The 20,389-nt window shown below is 42.2% G+C and carries 14 protein-coding genes; 1 reads left to right on the forward strand and 13 read right to left on the reverse strand.

Annotated elements, in window-relative coordinates; translation table 11 throughout:
• Positions 1-82: 82 nt before the first annotated feature.
• The 8 genes from NQ550_RS18115 to dapF all read right to left on the reverse strand — a co-directional run bounded on the left by NQ550_RS18115 (position 83) and on the right by dapF (position 10,545).
• Positions 83-2,242, reverse strand: coding sequence for a Tex family protein (locus tag NQ550_RS18115; RefSeq protein ID WP_025578845.1), 2,160 nt, complete (start codon positions 2,240-2,242; stop codon positions 83-85).
• 179 nt (positions 2,243-2,421) lie between these two features.
• Positions 2,422-3,702 carry a M28 family metallopeptidase gene (locus tag NQ550_RS18120; RefSeq protein WP_025578844.1) on the reverse strand — a complete coding sequence of 427 codons (1,281 nt, stop codon included), beginning with the start codon at positions 3,700-3,702 and terminating at the stop codon, positions 2,422-2,424.
• A 185-nt stretch (positions 3,703-3,887) separates the two neighbouring features.
• The gene (locus NQ550_RS18125; RefSeq protein WP_025578842.1) at positions 3,888-4,970 is read right to left on the reverse strand and encodes a DUF975 family protein; all 1,083 of its coding nucleotides are present in this window, start codon (positions 4,968-4,970) and stop codon (positions 3,888-3,890) included.
• 14 nt (positions 4,971-4,984) lie between these two features.
• Positions 4,985-6,193 carry an aspartate kinase gene (locus NQ550_RS18130; protein ID WP_008706282.1) on the reverse strand — a complete coding sequence of 403 codons (1,209 nt, stop codon included), beginning with the start codon at positions 6,191-6,193 and terminating at the stop codon, positions 4,985-4,987.
• 163 nt (positions 6,194-6,356) lie between these two features.
• Positions 6,357-7,571, reverse strand: a complete 1,215-nt coding sequence (locus NQ550_RS18135) for a homoserine dehydrogenase (protein ID WP_025578840.1) — start codon at positions 7,569-7,571, stop codon at positions 6,357-6,359.
• Positions 7,572-7,577: 6 nt separating this feature from the next.
• Positions 7,578-8,033 (reverse strand): ACT domain-containing protein, encoded by a 456-nt coding sequence (locus NQ550_RS18140; protein WP_008706279.1) that lies wholly within the window; start codon positions 8,031-8,033, stop codon positions 7,578-7,580.
• A 168-nt stretch (positions 8,034-8,201) separates the two neighbouring features.
• Positions 8,202-9,312, reverse strand: a protein-coding gene (gene prfB / locus NQ550_RS18145; RefSeq protein WP_096788358.1) for a peptide chain release factor 2 whose coding sequence is annotated in 2 segments (ribosomal slippage) — positions 8,202-9,236 and positions 9,238-9,312 — 1,110 coding nt in all. Because the reading frame shifts where the segments join, the coding sequence is not laid out codon by codon here.
• Between the two features lie 384 nt (positions 9,313-9,696).
• A complete protein-coding gene (dapF, locus tag NQ550_RS18150; protein WP_025578836.1) occupies positions 9,697-10,545 on the reverse strand; it encodes a diaminopimelate epimerase in 849 nt (282 codons plus the stop codon).
• Positions 10,546-11,220: 675 nt separating this feature from the next.
• Between dapF and NQ550_RS18155 the strand changes: the two genes are divergently transcribed.
• On the forward strand, positions 11,221-12,081 hold the full coding sequence (locus NQ550_RS18155; protein ID WP_025578835.1) for a helix-turn-helix domain-containing protein: 861 nt from the start codon (positions 11,221-11,223) through the stop codon (positions 12,079-12,081).
• A 132-nt stretch (positions 12,082-12,213) separates the two neighbouring features.
• Here NQ550_RS18155 and NQ550_RS18160 read toward each other — a convergent pair whose 3' ends face one another.
• The 5 genes from NQ550_RS18160 to hisA form a co-directional block, all read right to left on the reverse strand.
• Entirely contained in the window at positions 12,214-13,677 is a 1,464-nt protein-coding gene (locus tag NQ550_RS18160) for a sodium-dependent transporter (RefSeq protein WP_025578834.1), read from the reverse strand.
• A gap of 281 nt (positions 13,678-13,958) precedes the next feature.
• Positions 13,959-16,535 (reverse strand): preprotein translocase subunit SecA, encoded by a 2,577-nt coding sequence (secA, locus tag NQ550_RS18165; RefSeq protein ID WP_025578833.1) that lies wholly within the window; start codon positions 16,533-16,535, stop codon positions 13,959-13,961.
• 384 nt (positions 16,536-16,919) lie between these two features.
• Positions 16,920-18,392, reverse strand: a complete 1,473-nt coding sequence (malQ, locus tag NQ550_RS18170; protein ID WP_008706270.1) for a 4-alpha-glucanotransferase — start codon at positions 18,390-18,392, stop codon at positions 16,920-16,922.
• 375 nt (positions 18,393-18,767) lie between these two features.
• Positions 18,768-19,295 carry a ribosome hibernation-promoting factor, HPF/YfiA family gene (hpf, locus tag NQ550_RS18175; protein ID WP_008706266.1) on the reverse strand — a complete coding sequence of 176 codons (528 nt, stop codon included), beginning with the start codon at positions 19,293-19,295 and terminating at the stop codon, positions 18,768-18,770.
• A 202-nt stretch (positions 19,296-19,497) separates the two neighbouring features.
• Positions 19,498-20,265: a phosphoribosylformimino-5-aminoimidazole carboxamide ribotide isomerase gene (gene hisA, locus NQ550_RS18180; protein WP_008706264.1), complete on the reverse strand. Its 768-nt coding sequence runs from the start codon at positions 20,263-20,265 to the stop codon at positions 19,498-19,500.
• Between the last annotated feature and the right edge of the window lie 124 nt (positions 20,266-20,389).

Genomic DNA, 20,389 nt, shown 5'->3' on the forward strand with positions numbered 1-20,389 from the left:
ACTGCAGACAGCAGTACCCCCAAAAACAGGGATCACTCCTGCAGATATCCGGTCTGCAGTGGCAATCCCTGTTTTATTGATGTTATTTATTTAATCCTTTCATGGATAAGCTGATACGTTTTTTCTTCATATCAACTCCGATTACTCTTACATCTACGATATCCCCTACACTCACCGCTTCCAGAGGATGTTTGATAAATCTCTCTGTCATCTCGGAAATGTGCACCAGACCGTCCTGATGTACACCGATATCTACAAATGCACCGAAATCAATAACATTACGGACAGTTCCCTTCAGCACCATTCCTTCTTTCAGATCTTTCATTTCAAGAACGTCTGAACGAAGGATCGGTTTCGGCATGTCATCACGAGGATCTCTTGCCGGTTTCTCCAGTTCCTTTACAATATCACGAAGTGTGATCTCACCGATTCCCAGTTCTGCTGCCATCTTCTTATAGTCTTTTACCTGCAGGGAAAGTCCAAGGAGATTTCCTGCCACAACATCATTTGGCTTATATCCAAGTTTTGAAAGAAGTGCAGATGCTGCTTCATAGCTCTCAGGATGTACACTTGTTGCATCCAGAGGATTCTTTCCACCTGAAATACGCATGAAACCTGCACACTGTTCAAATGCCTTCGGTCCTAATTTCGCTACTTTGAGAAGTTCTTTTCTGTCTGTGAACTGACCGTTCTCTTCTCTGTAAGCTACGATATTTTTGGCAATTGCTTTGCTGATACCGGAAATATACTCAAGCAGAGATGCAGATGCTGTATTTAAATCTACACCAACTTTATTTACGCTGTCTTCTACAACGCCGCTTAATGCTTCATCCAGTTTCTTCTGGTTCATATCATGCTGATACTGACCCACACCGATAGATTTCGGATCGATCTTAACCAGTTCTGCAAGCGGATCCTGTACACGTCTTGCAATGGAAGCCGCACTTCTCTGTCCTACATCAAAGTTCGGGAATTCCTCTGTAGCCAGTTTGCTTGCAGAATACACAGATGCTCCTGCCTCATTTGTGATAACATACTGCACCTTTTTTTCCGGGATTTCTTTGAGCATATCTACGATCACCTGCTCGGATTCACGACATGCTGTACCGTTTCCTACTGAAATAAGGGATACACCGTATTTTTCGATCATACCTTCCACTGTATCCTTGGCAGCACGGATCTTTTTCTCAGTAGTCGGAGCTGTGGGATAAACAACTGTTGTATCCAGAACTTTACCTGTTGCATCTACAACTGCCAGCTTACAGCCTGTACGGAACGCAGGGTCCCATCCAAGTACGACTTTGCCTGCGATTGGAGGCTGCATCAGAAGCTGTTCCAGATTCTTGCCGAATACATGGATCGCGCCGTCTTCTGCCTTATCAGTAAGATCACTGCGGATTTCTCGCTCGATAGCCGGTCCGATCAGACGTTTGTAACTGTCTTCTACAACTGCTTTCAGAATCGGAGTTGTATTCGGGTTGTCTTTTTTGATCACTCTCTTATTCAAATAACGAAGGATGTCTTCCTCCGGTGCATTTACTTTAACAGTGATAAATTTCTCTTTCTCACCACGGTTTAACGCAAGAATACGGTGTCCTGCCAGTTTCCTGACCGGCTCCTCGAATTCATAATACATCTCATATACAGACTGAGTTTCCGCATTCTTTGCTGTGGAAGAAATACTTCCGTTCTTTGTTGTCAGGTTACGGATGTAGATACGATAGTCTGCTTCATCGGAAATACGCTCTGCAATAATATCTTTAGCTCCGTTCAATGCTTCTGCAACATTCTTAACACCCTTTTCTTCGGAGACGTATACCTTGGCTTCCTCTTCTACCGGCTTGTCTGTCATCTGCAGAAGAATGATATCTGCCAGTGGTTCCAGCCCTTTCTCTTTGGCAATTGTCGCACGGGTACGACGTTTCGGGCGATATGGTCTGTATAAGTCCTCTACTACAACCAGTGTCTGGGCATCCAGAATCTGTTTCTTCAGTTCCTCAGTCAGCTTGCCCTGGTCTTCGATGCTCTTTAATACCTGATTCTTCTTATCTTCCAGATTTCTCAGATACGTCAGTCTCTCAAAGAGTGCACGAAGCTGCTCATCATTAAGGGAACCTGTTGCTTCTTTTCTGTATCGGGAAATGAATGGGATGGTGTTGCCTTCGTCAATTAATTTGACTGCGGCTTCTACCTGCCATTTCTCCACCTTCAATTCCTGTGTGATTACCTGAATAATATCCATTAATTTTTTATCTCCTCTTGTTGCTTTTCAGAATGCAGATGCGTGTAACTGACCCTTGCATCCACATTGTTTTTCTTCTATAGCATAAAAAACGCTCTTGTGATAGGGTATCAATCTGGCGTTCATTTGTCAAGTGTGGGATTGATTCTGCCAATATGATACATACTGCCGGAATAACATTAGCCAAAATATTCATCCAGCTGTCTGATAAACTCTTCCGGCACTTTCCGTTCAAACGGAAAAATTTCGATGTTTCCCAGTCTGTCCGCGATATATCCCAGTAAGATCGCGCTTCTCTCCAACGACCAGTCCGACAGAAGTGCAATGGTATCATGACGTGTATGCATGCCAAATCCATCCCTGTTTAATGTCATAGCCGGAATACCTTTCCACGCAAAGGTGTTAGAATCGCTTCCCCAGATCTGATTCTTTGTAGACATGCCGATTCCTGTCTCATGAGCCATATATATGATCATATTGCAGATTGACGCATCACCTGTCACTCCTACAACCGTTCCGCCCACAAGCTGTCCCGCAAGGTCTACATTCATATTGAAACGATGAGCCTGCAATTCTGACTCATGTTCTTTAATATAGTTCTGACTTCCAAGCAGACCTTTCTCTTCTGCACCAAACCATACGAATTCCATTGTTCTGCGTGGTCTGTGTTCTTTGAAATATCTGCAAAGTTCCATGATGATCGCGGCACCAGACATGTTATCGTAAGCACCAGGACCCTCTGGTACGGAATCATAGTGTGCGGTAAGAGTCAGGATCTCCTCTGCTTTATCTGTTCCTTTGATTCGTGCCACTACATTTCGGGATGTACGTGCCACTGTCTCCTGTTCTACAGACAGGCAGGCCTTAGCCGCCCCTCTTGTCACTAATTCGACAGCATCTTTATAATGAATGCTTACACCCGGAATTCTATTGTCATAATTTGCCGCTTCTTTCCCGGCTGCTTTTTTCTCTTCACCCGGCAGATTCTTCGGCAAACTGTATGCGCGCGGCGTCAGATCCACGCCCTCGTCCAGCGGAGAACCGGCAATGCTGATAAAGCCTGCCACACCTGAATTCGCCAACTTCTGGTACAGTTCCTTTCTTACCGGATCATTTACCATGACGATTTTTCCTCTGGCATTTGCGAGGCTGATCTCATCAGCATTCTCCACATACAAAAAAGATGCATTCTGTCCATTCTCATCTGTATTGGAACATCTTCCACATCCGGTTACTGTATATTCTTTTACATATGGTTCCGTTATCGTAAGCTTTGCTTTTTTTACCTGAAAAGTTTCAAAGCCAAACTCTTCCAAATGATTCTCCACACCAAAACTATTCAATGTTTCCTGAATAATCTTTGCTGCTTTTTCCTCTCCTGCAGTTCCCGCCTCCCTGATATAATCAAACTCCGCCAGAAACTCCATCTGACGTTTTCCACTGATTTCATTTGTGTTCATAATTGTAAAAACCTTCCTCAAATATATTTATGCTACCAGCAATTATTCCTATTATACCATTTACGTATAAGCTTTTTCCACCATTATAAATGAGAAAATTCAGTAAAACCAAATTAATAAAAATAAAAAAGACCTTTATCAACATTTTTACATTGTGTCAGTTAAAGGTCTTTCATATTATGATTTTATTTCAAGCTATTGAAGTATTCATCCCATGGTTTTGGTTCGTTATCTTCTTCCTCTTCCGGAATTGTCTGACTCTGCAGGCTGTCCTGTACTTCTTTACTCTCTGAAGAATCATATGGGTTATCCTGTGTCGTTCTATTATTTTCCACAGAACCATACAAACTATCCTGGGTATTCTCACTTGCTGCATTATTCGGCACTTCTTTGTTCTCATCCGAAGCCACTGATGAATCACCTGTCACACTCCAGAACTGCTGCGGATGCGTCTGATCTTCCTGTGGCTGTTCGTTCTGTGAATAGCTGTCAAACATGGGATTCACATAGTCTCGTGCCACACGTTCTTCTTCCTCTTTCTGCACTTTAAGCTCCCCTGTCAGATCACGATAGAACATTACTTCTGTCATAGCCATATATGGAAATATCCACAAGAGTGCAATATAGAATGTAAAAACAGAAAGAAACATCAATGGGATAAAGCTTATCTTCAGCATCAGATATCTTCCGAAGTTTCCATGCATCATCTCCAGACTCTCTTTCATAGCCTCTGTACTTTTCAATTCCGGCTTATCTGACAGAATATAATAAGTCATCTCCAGAGGAATAACCAGAATCTGATAAACAATCATTCCAACGATCATCAGAACAACACCTGTATACAGCCAGGTGATCAGCACCTCCACAGAAGCATCTTCACCCGGAAGATTCGCATTACTGTAAATCGTATAGGGCAGCATGGTAAGCAGATTCAGTACTGCCATAAAAAATCCGGCAACGATCACTCTGTCCGGATGATGTCTGTAAAAATAAAACAGGTCATTTAATGAATATACTTTCCCTCTGGCAATATTCAGATACATATAATTCATACCTGCCGCGACCACATTGATCAGCAGAGTCAGAATAAATGTAAATGCATACGACAGCACAATATCAATTGTTTCCTCTCCCGGAAATAAAGCCGAGGATATCATGCTGCTGATCAGAGCCAGTGCCTGAACTGCAACAAATGCCAGGATCAGTATCCCATATTTTCCTGACATGGCCTGCTTCGCATAGTTTTTTAATTCACGTCTCGATGTCATGTAATTCTCCTAAATCAGTCTGCCAGACCAAAGGCATCATGTACTGCATTCATTGCGCGCACGCCGTCCTTTTCATTGATCAGAACTGTCACACGAATCTCGGATGTAGAGATCATATTGATGTTTACGCCCTCATTATAGAGGCTCTCAAACATCTTTGCTGCTACTCCAGGATTACTCATCATTCCTGCACCTACGATGGAAAGCTTCGCAATATTTCTCTCAGAATGAAGCTCTGCAAATCCAAGTCTTGCCTGATTTGCATCCAGAACTGCAACTGCATCATCCAGATCATTTCCATCGACTGTGAAGGAAATGTCCTTTCTGCCCGCACGTCCGATAGACTGCAGGATCACATCTACATTAATATTCTTCTTCGCAAGGGTATCAAATAATTTAAAAGCCACACCCGGCTCATCCTTTAATCCGATTACCGCAATTCTCACTGCATCTGTATCCAGCGCAACACCGCTGATCAACATTCTCTCCACTGTAACTTCCTCCTTTACCACAGTTCCTTCACTGTTGTTTAAACTTGAACGTACCACAAGCGGCACGCCATATTTCTTCGCCATCTCCACAGAACGGTTGTGAAGCACACCTGCCCCGAGAGTCGCAAGGTCAAGCATTTCATCGTAAGTGATCTCTTTGAGCTTTCTTGCTTTCGGAACCTTACGCGGATCTGCTGTATAAACACCATCTACATCTGTATAGATTTCACAGGCATCTGCATGAAGAGCAGCCGCAAGAGCAACCGCTGTTGTGTCAGAACCGCCTCTTCCAAGAGTCGTATAATCATCATACTTGTCAACTCCCTGGAAGCCGGTAACTATTACAATCTTTTTGCTGTCCAGCTCTCTTCTGATACGCTCTGTATCAATTCTTTTTAAACGTGCATTTCCATGACTGCTTGTCGTATGCATGGAAACCTGAAAAGCATTCAGGGAAACCGCAGGAACTCCCAGTTTATCCATCGCCATTGCCATCAGTGCAACAGACATCTGTTCTCCGATGGTAAAGAGCATATCCATCTCTCTTTTCGGCGGTTTCTCATTGACATCCCTTGCCATAGTGATCAGTTCATCCGTATATTTCCCCATTGCGGACAGAACGACAACCACGTCATTTCCTTTTCTGTACTCTTCTATACAGCGGCTGGCAACATTAAAGATACGTTCTTTATTTGCAACCGATGTACCGCCAAATTTCTTGACAATCAACATTGTTTTACTTCCTCCATAATAAGTTTACAGGAAAGAGAAGATTCTCATATCTTCCCTTTCCTGTTCTGTTTACAGTAATCACTGTACAAATGTTTATCTGAAGTATTGTATCAGTGTCCACCTTATCAGGCACACTATATGATACACGAAATCTGTCAGTTTATCAATCTTTAACTCGAATCTTTGCAAGTACCTGATCTCCGATCTGAGCCAGTTTCTCTTCAAATGCTCCCTGTGTCATTTCATCAGTGATAAATGCACATTCCTGCGGAAGCTGTCCCAGGCTGATGATCTCAACATCACCAAATACCTTCTTCGCTTCTTCTGCTGCTTCTTTTTTAATTCTCACAAAAAATCTTCCTGTCACTTCATCCAGTGGTTTCAGTACTGCCGGAGTGCTGTTCCAGTTTGTCACAATGTTAACATGGAGATGTTTTGCGGCATCCACAATATCACCAACTACAGCACTTGCTGTAGGCAGTTTACCTGCACCGCTTCCATAGAACATGGCATCTCCAAGCATATTTCCATGTACAAATACTGCATTAAACACATCATTTACACTGTAAAGAGGGCTGTTCTGGCCGAGCATAAACGGTGCTACCATTGCATAACAGGTTCCATCTGCCAGTCTGCGGCTGGTTCCAAGAAGTTTGATGGTTCTGCCAAGCTTCGCAGCATACTCCATATCTTCAGGTGTGATCTTTGTAATTCCCTCTGTATAAATATCTTCAAAATCAAAATATCTCTCATAAGCAAGAGAGGAAAGGATTGCAATCTTACGGCATGCATCGTATCCTTCCACGTCGGCGGTAGGATCTGCCTCTGCATAACCCTTCTGCTGTGCTTCCTTTAATACAGTGTCAAATTCACAGCCTTCTGTGCTCATCTTATAAAGCATGTAGTTGGTAGTTCCGTTCAGGATACCTGTTACTTCGTCAATCTCATCTCCTGTAAGGGAAGAATTGATGACACGAATGATCGGGATTCCGCCGCCACAGCTTGCTTCAAATAAGAAGTTAATGCTCTTTTCCTTTGCAATATCCATCAGCTCGCGGCCATGCTTTGCAACCAGAGCCTTATTGGAAGTGCAGACATTTTTTCCTGCCAGAAGTGCCTTCTTTACAAAAGTATAAGCAGGCTCCACACCGCCCATAACCTCTACTACAATATCTACTTCCGGATCACTGACGATCTGTTCATAATCATGGACCAGAACCTTCTCTACCGGCTGTCCCGGAAAATCACGAAGATCCAGAACATATTTTACATGAAGTTCCTGTCCGGCACGTCTGGAAATGCTCTCTTTATTTTCATTTAATACTTCAAATACACCGCTTCCAACTGTGCCATATCCTAAAATTGCTACATTGATCATTTTCTTTTACTCCCTGCCTAATATTTTCAGATAATGAATTCCTTCATTCTGTTCAATCGTCTCTACCATTGCTTCTGCATCCCCCTCGCCCGGAAGAATGTCCACACTCAGAGTAAGTGTGGCAATCCCATTGATAGGAATACTCTGATGAATGGTGAGAATGTTTCCATGAAAACGTGCAATCGTCTGCAGGACAACCGACAAAAGCCCCGGTTCATCGTCCATCTGGATAATAAAGGTGATCGTCTTTCCCCTTGTCTCTTCATGAAATGGAAAAATATCATCTTTGTATTTGTAGAAAGAGCTTCTGCTGATTCCTGTGCGCTCTGCTGCATCCTGTACAGTGTCCACTTTGCCGGAGTCCAGAAGCTTCTTTGCCTCCACCACCTTCAGCAGGACTTCCGGAACTGCTCGTTCCCTCACTACAAAATATTTCTTTTTCTCTGTTACTGGTTTCTGCATATCAATTTACCTGTCCGTTCTTTAAAGACATTTGTTTTTACACACTGGATATATTATCACACCACACAAAAATACGCAAGAAATATATTCTGCTGAATCATTGTGTAAAATCATTATGCCTCAACACGAAAAAGGCTGTCCTGATTTCAGACAGCCTTTTTTATTCTTTTATTTCTTCAGTGCGATCCATTTCAGATATGCATTGATGAAAATATCAATTCCTCCGTCAAGTACTGCATCCACATTTCCGGTCTCCTCGTTTGTACGATGATCCTTTACCATGGTATATGGCTGCATAACATAAGAACGGATCTGATTTCCCCATCCGATATCTGTCACCTCACCGCGGATACCGGAGAGTTTTTCCTCTGCCTCCTGCTGCTTGAGAAGATACAGCTTGGCTTTCAGCATCTGCATGGCTTTATCTTTATTCATGTGCTGAGAACGTTCATTCTGACACTGTACCACGATTCCGGTAGGATAATGTGTGATACGGATGGCAGATGATGTCTTGTTGATATGCTGACCGCCGGCACCACTGCTTCGATAAGTATCAATACGGATCTCATCGTCATTGATCTCTACATCCAGATCCTTCTTGATATCCGGCATAACATCACAGGATACAAAAGATGTCTGTCGCTTACCTGCTGCATTGAAAGGAGAAATACGCACCAGACGGTGAACTCCCTTCTCTGATTTCAGATAACCGTAAGCATTTGTTCCGTTTACCTGGAAAGTAACCGATTTGATACCTGCCTCATCGCCGTCCAGATAATCCAGCACTTCCAGGGTAAATCCTTTCTTATCTGCCCAGCGGCTGTACATACGGTAAAGCATACCGCACCAGTCACAGGCCTCTGTTCCGCCTGCACCTGCATTCAGCTTAATGATAGCATTCTCACTGTCATATTCTCCGGAAAGAAGTGTCTTGATACGGATATTGTCAAAATCCTTCTGAAACTCATCCAGCATTTCCTGAATCTCAGGAATCAGTGCAGGATCGTTCTCCTCATATCCCATCTCGATCATGGTTTCCATATCTTCCATCTGTGTAACCAGATTCTGATAGGTCTCCATGTCATCTTTCATGTCTTTTAATTCTTTCATTTTCTTCTGGGAAACTTCTGCATCATCCCAGAAATCAGGCGCTTCCATTTCGCGCTCTAATTCTTCGACCTTCTGCTCTTTGTTAGCCAGGTCAAAGTGAATCCCTCACTTCCACTAATGGTTCTGTATACGTCGCAAGAATGCTCTTGAACTGGTCTAATTCAACCACAGCTTCACCCACTTTCTTATTATAAATATTCTCTGTCGGACTCCCTGTGGATAACCGACTGAATTGCTATAGATTATAGCAGTCCTGATAAATAATTCGTTTAAAATAATAACATATCTTTAAGCAAATTACAAACAAAGAATTACCCACAGCGTGAAATGATCATTTATCGTGTTACTGTTCACTCCGTTCACAGTAACGTAGCCAAAATTCATTCCAGATTGCCTGCGGCAATGGAATTTTGGCTCGTATGTCTCGGGATTTTGGCATATTCATGCCAAAACACCTCGCGGGATAGTGGTATGTGAACAGTAACTTTATCGTTACATTTCACACTGTGGGTAATCATACTTTACACTGAATTACGCATAAAGTCTGTGTAATTTATGAGAAGAAGCTCTCTGCAACACTTATATCTGCAATATATCCCACTGTTCCTGTCATATAGATAGTTCCGTCCTCTTCCATATCGATCTGTATCATTCCGCCCGGCTGATTTACATTAATACGGGATTCCACCAGTCCCAGCTTATAGGCTGCCGCTGCTGCCGCACAGCTTCCTGTTCCGGAAGCCTTTGTATATCCGGAGCCTCTTTCCCAGATTTCAATCTCCAGATTTCCCTTGTCGACCTGACGGCAGATCTGCAGGTTCATTCTCTCCGGAAATTCATCTGCATTTTCCACATAAGGTCCCAGATTCTTTACAGATTCTGCACTTACATTGTCTGTAAAAATAATGCAGTGTGGATTACCAACTGTCAGGCAGGTAGCCTTGTATTCTTTTCCATGGAATACGAAATTCTCCTTAATTACTTCACGAACTTCACCGGAAACAGGGATATCGCTAGAGATAAAAGATGGTTTTCCCATGTTTACTTTAAATTCCGTTGCCCGGCTGTTCAGGCATTCCACATGAATCGTGCCTGACATAGTTTCAATGTCAAATTTTTTCTCAGTAATATATCCATTGTCCATCAGATATTTGGCAAAAATACGCACGCCGTTTCCACTGATGGCAGATTCACTTCCGTCTGCGTTAAAAATACGCACACCCAATTTCCCATCAATTTCTACCGGTCCATAGAGCACACCGTCAGCGCCAAGCCCAAATCCTCTCTGGCAGAGAAGTGCAATCTTCTTTCCCTGAAGCTGTACCTGATTTTTCTTCGGATCAAGAATCAGATAATCGTTTCCAAGTCCCTGATATTTACTCATAATAATTGTATTTGCCATAACCATATCTCTCCTTCTGATTTATAATCCCGGATACTTCCCGCTTTTGTATCTGCATCGATAATCAATTGTCGGGCAATCTTTCCAACTCACTTCACCACTTGTCTGAGTCCCCACCCACTGCTTATTGCTCTTCGCAATTGAAGCAGGGGGCTTACTTGATTCGGTTAAATTTTGTGTCAGGTAATTTTCTCATATCACATCCTGACTTTATATTCATTATATTTTATTATTTTTACCATGTATATAGAGTAAAATGCTTGAAATATTGCAAAAAATGCTCTGTAAGTGTTACAAAAAAGACCATTATATCAGTTCTCTGATATAACAGTCTTACAACAACATCACTCCTCTCTGTTCAGTTTTCTATTTCTTTACCCTATTTCGAAATAGTTACAAAGTTTTTACGATTACTTTGTAATTGTATGATACTATTATCGTGTAATAATGTCAATATCTTTGTAGCATATTTTCTCAGAAATTATAAAATATATTCGTTACTATTTATTACATTCTTAGTAATAATTGTACATTTGCGCATTAAATGATATGATTATACCATGAATCAAACTTTTCCCTCCGCTTATTGCTTTCCACTGCTTATTTCTTTTCACAATCTCCACAGAGGACTTGCTTGATTCGATTAAATAATCATTGCAGATATCGGAGGCAGATATGTTATTATCAGAACAGTTCTATCAGACAGAAAAAACAGGATACCTGAACGAACAATTCCGACTTTTTCATCTTAAAGACCAGACCAGAAAGGAATTCTCTTACCATTATCATGATTTTCACAAGGTAGTTATCTTCATCTCCGGCAAGGCTGCTTATCATATAGAAGGAAAAGCTTATCAACTGAAACCATGGGACATTCTTCTGGTAAACCGCCATGCCATCCACCGCCCGGAGATTGATCCATCTGTTCCATATGAACGTTTTATTCTCTGGATCCAAAACGATATTCCCTGGCAGGAACTGCTGAAATGCTTCCAGAAAGCAAATGACCGAAGCTATAATCTGGTACGTCTGAACTTTGCTCTTCAGGAAAAGATGAAAGACATCCTGTTTGAACTGGAAAATTCCGCAAAATCCGATGAATATGGAAGGGAAATCCTGACACAGTCACTTTTTCTTCAGTTTATGGTTTATCTGAACCGTATCTTTCTGGAAAAGCAGTACATTTTTGATAAAAAATCCTACACCTTTGACTCGCAGATTGCCAGTATCCTTCAGTATATCAACCACAATCTGAAAGAAGATCTGTCTGTAGAAACGCTTTCTGCCAGATATTATGTAAGCAAGTACCATCTGATGCGGAAGTTCAAACAAGAAACCGGCTATACCCTTCATAATTATATTGTAAACAAGCGGCTTCTTATGGCACGTACTCTGATCTCAAATGGAATGCCTGTGACAAAAGCAGCACAGGAAAGCGGGTTCGCAGAATACAGCACTTTTTCCCGGGCATACCGTAAACAGTTCAAAACCAACCCCAGCGAAGAACTGCCTCATTATAGCAATCCTCTAAAATAATGCATCCACTACCTTTACACAACAATTCCATAACACAAAAAAGATGTAACCATGTCTGAAAGACTGTTTCCTCTCAGACATAATTACATCTTTTATTGTTCTCAGGTCGTGCAGATATTCACACTCTGCTTATTATTTCACTTTCTTCTTCGCTGTCGCACAGTAGAATACGAATCCCAGCAGTACCAGTGCCACGATCATCCATCCGGCCAGTGCTGCTGTTCCCAGACCTGCAAATTTATCATAGTAACCTTTCAGATAGATCACAATGATAATCGCCGGAATTCCATAGGCAACATAATTTTTCAGACATTTCGGGAATTTCATGCCTGTACCGGCATTCACCTCTGCAATGAAATTGTCCCATCCCCATCCGTTCTTTCTGGTACAAAACAGAAGGTAACCAAGACTTCCAAGAGGAAGAAGGTTATTAGAAACAATAAAGTCTTCCAGATCCATAATGTTGCTTCCATCTCCGAATGGCTGGAATCCGGAAAGTACATTGAATCCAAGCACACATGGAATGCTTAAGATCACAACAAGAACTGCGCAGACAACAACACTCTTTTTACGGTTCCAGCCAAACAGTTCCATATTAAACACGATCAGGTTCTCAAATACAGCAATGATCGTTGAAACCGCAGCAAATGTCAGAAACAGGAAGAACAGACTTCCCCACAAAGCCCCTCCGCTCATCTTTGCAAAAATATTGGGCAGAGTGATAAAGATAAGGCTTGGACCTGCATCCGGCTGGATTCCATAGGAGAAGCACGCCGGAATAATGATAAATCCTGCTGTCAGCGCAACAAAAGTATCGAGTACGGTGATGCTTACCGCCTCTCCGGTAAGGCTTCTGGATTTGTCCAGATAACTTCCGAAGATCAGCATGGCACCAATACCAATGGATAATGTAAAGAATGACTGACTCAATGCCGCAAATACTACATTACCAACTCCTGCTTCCTTAATCTTCTGAAAATCAGGAATCAGATAGAAGCTGATTCCTTCTCCCGCGCCTTCCATCATTACTGAATGAACCGCAAGGATCACCATAATGATAAGCAGTGCACTCATCATTACTTTGGAGATTTTTTCAATACCATTCTGCAATCCCATGAAACAGACTGCAAATCCAATCAGACAGATGATCACCATCCATAACATCATCGTCGGTGCATTTCCCAGCATATCGGAAAAAGACTGTGTTACTGCTTCCGGAGTCGCTCCAACGAAATCTCCCCGCAGACTCTTCACACAATAGTAGATCATCCATCCTCCTACTGTTGTGTAAAACATCATCAGCATATAGCATCCAATAATACCAATAAATTTCAATGGCTTCCAGCAGCTTCCTGCAGGTGCCAGTTTGTCAAAACATTTCGCAACACTTGTGTGGCTTCCCCGTCCTACCGCAAATTCTGCTACCAGAACCGGAATACCGAGAATAACCAGAAAACATAAGTAGATCAGGATAAAGGCCGCGCCTCCATATGCCCCGCAGATATACGGAAACTTCCACACGTTTCCAATACCGATGGCACATCCTGCTGACACCAGGATAAAACCAAGGCGTGAGCCGAAAGACTCTCTTTTCATACTGTTTTCCCCCTTTATGGAATTGTTATGTGACTGTTCATCAATCATAATCACATAGCTGTGGATGTACTGAACAGTTCAGACAGATATTCACAATCTGCCAATTCAACGCGCTAACGTGTTTTTGCGCACGATAAAAGGGCCTCATGATTCAGCCCTTTTATTTTGCAGCAGACATGATCTGCTCACAATGTTCTTTTTACAAAATCATTACTGCCCGCTCTGTAGTAATGAACTCACCACATACAGAAATGGGAGTCTTCTCAACTGAGATAAACGAGTCAGGCCTTATTCTTACGTCCACAGCACTGTTTGTATTTCTTACCGCTTCCACATGGGCAGGGATCGTTCGGATATACTTTGATTTCTTTTCTCTGAACCGGTTTCTTAGGACCGGCACTGTCATCCTTGTTTGTTCCGGTAACTTTAGCTACCTGTTCACGCTCGATCTTCTGCTCTACATGTACATGGTACAGCATACGAAGAGTATCTTCCTGAATGGATGTGATCATCTCGTTGAACATATCAAATGCACTCATTTTATATTCAACAACCGGATCTCTCTGTCCATAAGCAGCAAGTCCGATACCCTGACGAAGGATTTCCATATCATCAATGTGATCCATCCACTTGCTGTCAATGCATTTCAGAAGTACAACTCGCTCTAATTCACGAAGCTGCTCCGGTTCCGGGAACTCTGCTTCTTTTTCTTCATAGAGCTTCACTGCCTCTTCTTTCAGTTCATGTCTGATCTCATCGCGTTTCTTGCCTTTTACACTCTCAGCTGTAAGCGGTCTGATCGGAATGATCGGAGTAAGAACACCGTTAAATTCATTCAGATCCCACTCTTCAGAATCTACATCATCAGAGAAACACATATCAACATAAGTATCCACTGTATCCTGGATCATCTTATAGATTGCTTCGCGCATATTCTCACCGTCGAGAACCTGACGACGTTCTTTGTAGATGATCTCACGCTGTTCATTGTTTACCTGGTCATAATCAAGAAGATTCTTACGGATACCAAAGTTGTTAAACTCAATCTTCTCCTGAGCTTTCTCAATTGCATTGGAAAGCATCTTGTGCTCAATCTGTTCATTCTCTGCAACACCAAGAGATGTAAAAATCTTCATCAGTCTCTCAGAACCGAACAGACGCATCAAGTCATCTTCCAGGGAAATATAGAAACGGGATTCACCCGGATCTCCCTGACGTCCGGAACGTCCGCGAAGCTGATTATCAATACGTCTGGACTCATGACGTTCTGTACCGATGATCATCAGCCCACCTGCATTTCTTGCCACATCATCCAGCTTGATATCTGTACCACGACCAGCCATGTTAGTGGCGATCGTAACTGCTCCTGCCTGACCTGCCTGTGAGACAATCTCTGCCTCAAGTTCATGGAACTTGGCATTCAATACATTATGTTTGATTCCCTGTCTCTTCAGCATACGGCTGAGAAGCTCGGAAGTTTCAATCGTAATGGTACCGACCAGTACAGGCTGCTGTTTCGCATGAGCTTCCACTACAGCATTGACAACTGCGTTGAATTTCTCTTTCTTTGTCATATAAACAGCATCTTCATGGTCAACTCGGATAACCGGTCTGTTAGTCGGGATCTCTACAACGTCCATTGCATAGATATCACGGAATTCTTTCTCCTCTGTGACAGCTGTACCGGTCATACCGCCCTTCTTATCATATTTATTAAAGAAGTTCTGGAAAGTGATGGTTGCCAGAGTCTTGCTCTCACGTTTGATCTTAACATGCTCTTTCGCTTCGATTGCCTGATGAAGACCATCTGAGTAACGGCGTCCCGGCATGATACGTCCGGTGAATTCATCAACAATAAGGATTTCATCATCTTTAACTACATAATCCTGATCCTTATGCATCAGGTTATGGGCACGAAGTGCAAGTGTAATATTATGCTGGATCTCCAGATTCTCCGGATCTGCCAGGTTTTCAATATGGAAAAATTTCTCAACCTTATGAACGCCCTGCTCTGTAAGGTTTACGATCTTATCTTTTTCATTTACAACGAAGTCACCTGTCTCGATAACTTCTTCACCCATGATGGCTGCCATCTTGGTCATCTCATGGCTGGCTTCACCGCGCTCTAACTGCTGAGCAAGGATATCGCAGGCCTCGTATAACTTGGTTGACTTACCGCTCTGTCCTGAAATGATCAGAGGGGTACGTGCCTCGTCGATGAGAATGGAGTCGACCTCATCGATGATACAGTAGTGCAGATCTCTCTGTACCAGCTGTTCTTTATAGATAACCATGTTGTCACGCAGATAATCGAAACCGAGTTCGTTGTTCGTAACATAGGTAACATCACAGTTGTATGCAGCACGACGCTCATCCTGCTTCATATCATTTAAAACAACACCGACTGTCAGGCCAAGAAACTCATGGATCTTTCCCATTTCTTCCGCATCTCGTTTAGCCAGGTAATCGTTGACTGTTACGACATGCACACCTTTGCCTTCCAGTGCATTTAAATATGACGGAAGTGTAGCGACAAGTGTTTTACCTTCACCTGTTCTCATCTCTGCGATACGTCCCTGATGGAGAATGATACCACCGATAAGCTGCACACGGAAATGTTCCATTCCAAGAACACGCTTGCCTGCTTCACGTACAACCGCAAATGCCTCAGGAAGCAGATCATCCAGTGTCTCTCCCTCTTCAAGACGTTTCTTAAATTCTCTTGTTTTTCCTCTGAGTTCTTCGTCGCTTAACTTCTGCATGTCCGGGCGCAGGCTCTCAATTTTCTCAACCAGAGGCATGATACGCTTAACCTCTCGCTGGCTGCGGGTCCCGAATACTTTTGAAAACATATTCATATTAGGTTTTACTCCTGTTTATTTCTTTTTTATACAAGCATTGCTGCCATATAACAATTGCTACTGTGCGGAATAATTTCTGTTCACTCCGTCCATAGCAGACATGTCAGCAGCATGCGAACATTACAAACGCTTACTATAATACACAATACTTGTATATTCTAACACTTTCCGTTATGGAAAACAATGAATTTTTCATGAACAAACCAAGAAAATTACGGAGTCACCAAAATTTACGTTACTGTTCACTCCGTTCACAGTAACGTAGCCAAAATTCATTCCAGATTGCCTGCGGCAATGGAATTTTGGCTTGTATGTCTCGGGATTTTGGCATATTCATACCAAAACACCTCGCGGGATAGTGGTGTGTGAACAGTAACAAATTTATCGCTTTGTATCCACGATCAGTCTGCCAAATTTCTGCAGTTCCTTTTTGGCCTGTATAAAATCCGGTAAATGCCACTCCCAGTTCGGAGAACCAATGGTTCCCGGTGTGTTGATATGGCCCTCTTTTCCAAGTCCAAGAATATCTGCCAACGGAATGATCGCATATTCTGCCTGATTCTGCATGGTATACTGCAGGAATCTGTCCTTGACAGAGCCCTGTGATGCTCCCGCCTTCTTTAACATCCTGCGGATTTTTCTTCTGGCTGCGGCACTCATATTTCCATACCACTGCATGATCGTATCATTGTCATGCGTTCCTGTGTAAAAAATCATGTTTTCCACATCATGGAAGGTATCTCGGGCATATTTTCCACCTGTTTCTATGGAGAAGATCAGGATCTTCATTCCCTTCAGATGATAATGATCTTTCAGCATCAGAACCTCCGGACGAAGCAGCCCCAGATCCTCTGCTACCAGATCTAATCCCGGAATTTCTTTCTGAAGTGTATCAATGACCTCATATCCCGGTGCCTCGATCCATTCACCGTCAATAGCAGTCGGGCAGTCTGCCGGAATTTTCCAGTATGTATCAAATGCCCGGAAATGGTCGATCCTTATAATATCAAACAATTTGTTGCTATAGCCGATTCTGTCCACCCAGAATCTGTAATCCTGTTCCTTCATATGCTCCCAGTCATAGATCGGATTTCCCCATCTCTGCCCTGTAGCACTGAAATAATCAGGCGGTACTCCAGCGATGAAGATCGGACGTCCATCTGTATCAAGAAGAAAGTTATCTTTTCCACCCCATACGTCTACAGAATCCTGTCCCACATAGAAAGGAACATCTCCCATAATCTGGATTCCGGCATCGTTTGCAGCCTTCTTCACCTTCATCCACTGTGTGTAGAAAATATACTGAAGAAACATCTGATACTGTGCCTCTGTCTCCACCTCTGCCGGTAACTTCTGTCTGTTCTCCGGCCAGGTTCTATATTCTTCCGGCCAGTCATTCCAGCATTCTCCGTTATTTGCTTTCTTTAATGCGCGGAACACACCATACTCATATACCCATTCCTGTGAAGCAAATTCTTTATATGCTGTTTCTTCCTGTCCCTTTTTCTCTGTAAAAACATCAAACGCAGTTCTTAAGAAAGGCTCTCTGTACTGGCGGACAGCCTCATAATCTACTCTTGTAGCTCTCTCCTGAAATTCCTTTGGATGTTCCTTTAACAGACCTTCCTCTGCAAGCGCATCAAGACTGATATACAACTCATCCCCTGCACAGGAGGAATATGGCTGGTATGGGGAATTACCATAGCCAACCGGATTCAGTGGCAGTATCTGCCATATCTTTACATGATTCTCCTTTAATAACTCGATAAATTGGAATGCAGATTCTCCAAGTTCTCCGGCACCAATACGGGACGGAAGTGCGGAAACTGGCATTAATACTCCGGCTTTTCTCATGATTTTTGTGCTCCTTCCTTCTTTTTACACTTCTTCATTTATAAAATTTCGGTAACTATTCTTCAGCAATCCATTCCAACAGAACATTCCAACAGAATATACAAGTCAATATTCCATTGCCACAGGCAATCCGGAATGAATTTCAACTTGTAATTTTTTAACTGCTGATCAGTTACAAATTTCATAATATCTTTTGATATTTTAACATATTTAGGCCACTGCGTCAAAGCATTCCTTATGCGCTAAAGGTATATATTTTTCCTGACAAAAAAGCTCCCTTACAGGAGGCATTCTGTCTCTCTGTAAGGAAGCTTTTCTTTATGAAAACTTTTTTATGGCTGTCTATGTTTCATATTTTTGATCTTATAAGCAGATTTAGAATTCCGGTTCGATCAGACCGTAAGTATTGCCTTTACGTTTGTAAACTACATTTACCTGCTCTGTCTCTGCATTGTAGAATACAAAGAAATTATGTCCGAGCAGTTCCATCTGTACGCATGCATCTTCCGGATACATTGGTTTGATTCCGAATTTCTTGGTACGGATGATCTTAACTTCTTCATCCTCATCGTAGTCCTTGTCCAGATATGCTTTCTGGAAGTTGGCTGCTGCCTGCTGTTTGTCTACGATTTTATTTTTGTACTTGCGAAGCTGACGTTCAATGACTTCCTCTACCAGATCGATTGATACATACATGTCATTGCTTACCTGTTCGGAACGAATGATATTTCCTTTTACAGGGATTGTCACTTCAATTTTCTGTCTTTCTTTTTCAACACTTAAAGTTACTACAACTTCGGTGTCAGGAGTGAAATACCTTTCCAGTTTACTGAGCTTGTCCTGGACTGCTGTCTTAAGACCTTCTGTAACTGTAATATTTTTTCCGCTGATGATAAACTTCATGCTTCCATCCCCTTTGCTGTTTGATGAATCTATTATAACACACATTTTTGAATTTTAACACTATTTTATTAAAATTTCACATTTTTTCTGTTTACTTCAGAAATAACTTTAAAGTTCCTTTGTCATTATGGGGAAATAGCAAAAATTCTGTAATTGTTCTGTACATTTTCACTGTGATTCCTGAGATTACTATAAAAATTAGTTAAAGTTTAATCAGTTCTGAGAATGAAATATTTCCGCCAAAAAGATCCAATGCACTGCCTACTGTGACATCCAGTCTGTCTTTTCCATATTTTCGCAGATCCTCAATATCCTTCATGGAGCCAACTCCACCTGCGTAAGTAACCGGATTTCCTTTATACTCCCCCAGCAGAGATGCAAGTTCTGTTTCAACTCCACGTGCCTTTCCCTCCACATCTACTGCATGGACCAGAAACTCATCGCAGTAACTTCCCAGTTCTTTCATAATATCCAGTGTCATAGTGACATCTGTAAATTTCTGCCAGCGGTCTGTCACAATATAGTATTTTCCATCTTTTCTGCGACAGCTCAGGTCAAGAACCAGTTTCTCTTTTCCCACAGTCTCTTTCATTTTGTTCAGATTTTCCCAAGAAATCCTTCCATCTTTAAATACATAAGATGTAACGATTACATGACTGGCACCTGCACTAAGATATTCCCCTGCATTTTCCGGGTTCACTCCTCCGCCGATCTGTAATCCTCCCGGATAAGTATGTAATGCAAGAATCGCCTGTTCTTTTGTTGATTCATAGTATGGGGAGTCATGACCATTTAACAGAATTACATGTCCTCCTTTTATCCCTGCCTTTTTATATAATTCTGCATAGAAAGATGCATCCTGCTCAGATACAAAATTCTCACTTGCCTGATCCTGTACGTCCGTAAGGCTTCCACCTACAATCTGCTTTACTTTTCCATTATGTATATCAATACATGGGCGAAATTTCATGAAATCCGTACCTCCATATCCGTTATATGTACTCTCAGAATCTTTTTGTACTTATAGCAAGCCTCTTAAATTAATGCATTTGAGACAGTTCAGCAGAGTGCGAAAGACAAGGAAGACGTTCACA

It is taken from the genome of Blautia wexlerae DSM 19850 (genome assembly GCF_025148125.1).
In the GTDB taxonomy this organism is placed as follows: Bacteria; Bacillota; Clostridia; order Lachnospirales; family Lachnospiraceae; genus Blautia_A; species Blautia_A wexlerae.

Bases quoted from the DNA above. Each gene is read 5' to 3' on its own strand.
- dapF (WP_025578836.1), bottom strand. From the start codon at position 10,545: ATGGCAAATACAATTATTATGAGTAAATATCAGGGACTTGGAAACGAT.
- NQ550_RS18140 (WP_008706279.1), bottom strand. From the start codon at position 8,033: ATGCAGAAACCAGTAACAGAGAAAAAGAAATATTTTGTAGTGAGGGAA.
- hpf (WP_008706266.1), bottom strand. From the start codon at position 19,295: ATGAAGTTTATCATCAGCGGAAAAAATATTACAGTTACAGAAGGTCTT.
- secA (WP_025578833.1), bottom strand. From the start codon at position 16,535: ATGAATATGTTTTCAAAAGTATTCGGGACCCGCAGCCAGCGAGAGGTT.
- NQ550_RS18125 (WP_025578842.1), bottom strand. From the start codon at position 4,970: ATGACATCGAGACGTGAATTAAAAAACTATGCGAAGCAGGCCATGTCA.
- malQ (WP_008706270.1), bottom strand. From the start codon at position 18,392: ATGAGAAAAGCCGGAGTATTAATGCCAGTTTCCGCACTTCCGTCCCGT.
- NQ550_RS18160 (WP_025578834.1), bottom strand. From the start codon at position 13,677: ATGAAAAGAGAGTCTTTCGGCTCACGCCTTGGTTTTATCCTGGTGTCA.
- NQ550_RS18135 (WP_025578840.1), bottom strand. From the start codon at position 7,571: ATGATCAATGTAGCAATTTTAGGATATGGCACAGTTGGAAGCGGTGTA.
- NQ550_RS18155 (WP_025578835.1), top strand. From the start codon at position 11,221: ATGTTATTATCAGAACAGTTCTATCAGACAGAAAAAACAGGATACCTG.
- NQ550_RS18130 (WP_008706282.1), bottom strand. From the start codon at position 6,193: ATGTTGATTGTCAAGAAATTTGGCGGTACATCGGTTGCAAATAAAGAA.
- NQ550_RS18120 (WP_025578844.1), bottom strand. From the start codon at position 3,702: ATGAACACAAATGAAATCAGTGGAAAACGTCAGATGGAGTTTCTGGCG.
- NQ550_RS18115 (WP_025578845.1), bottom strand. From the start codon at position 2,242: ATGGATATTATTCAGGTAATCACACAGGAATTGAAGGTGGAGAAATGG.
- hisA (WP_008706264.1), bottom strand. From the start codon at position 20,265: ATGAAATTTCGCCCATGTATTGATATACATAATGGAAAAGTAAAGCAG.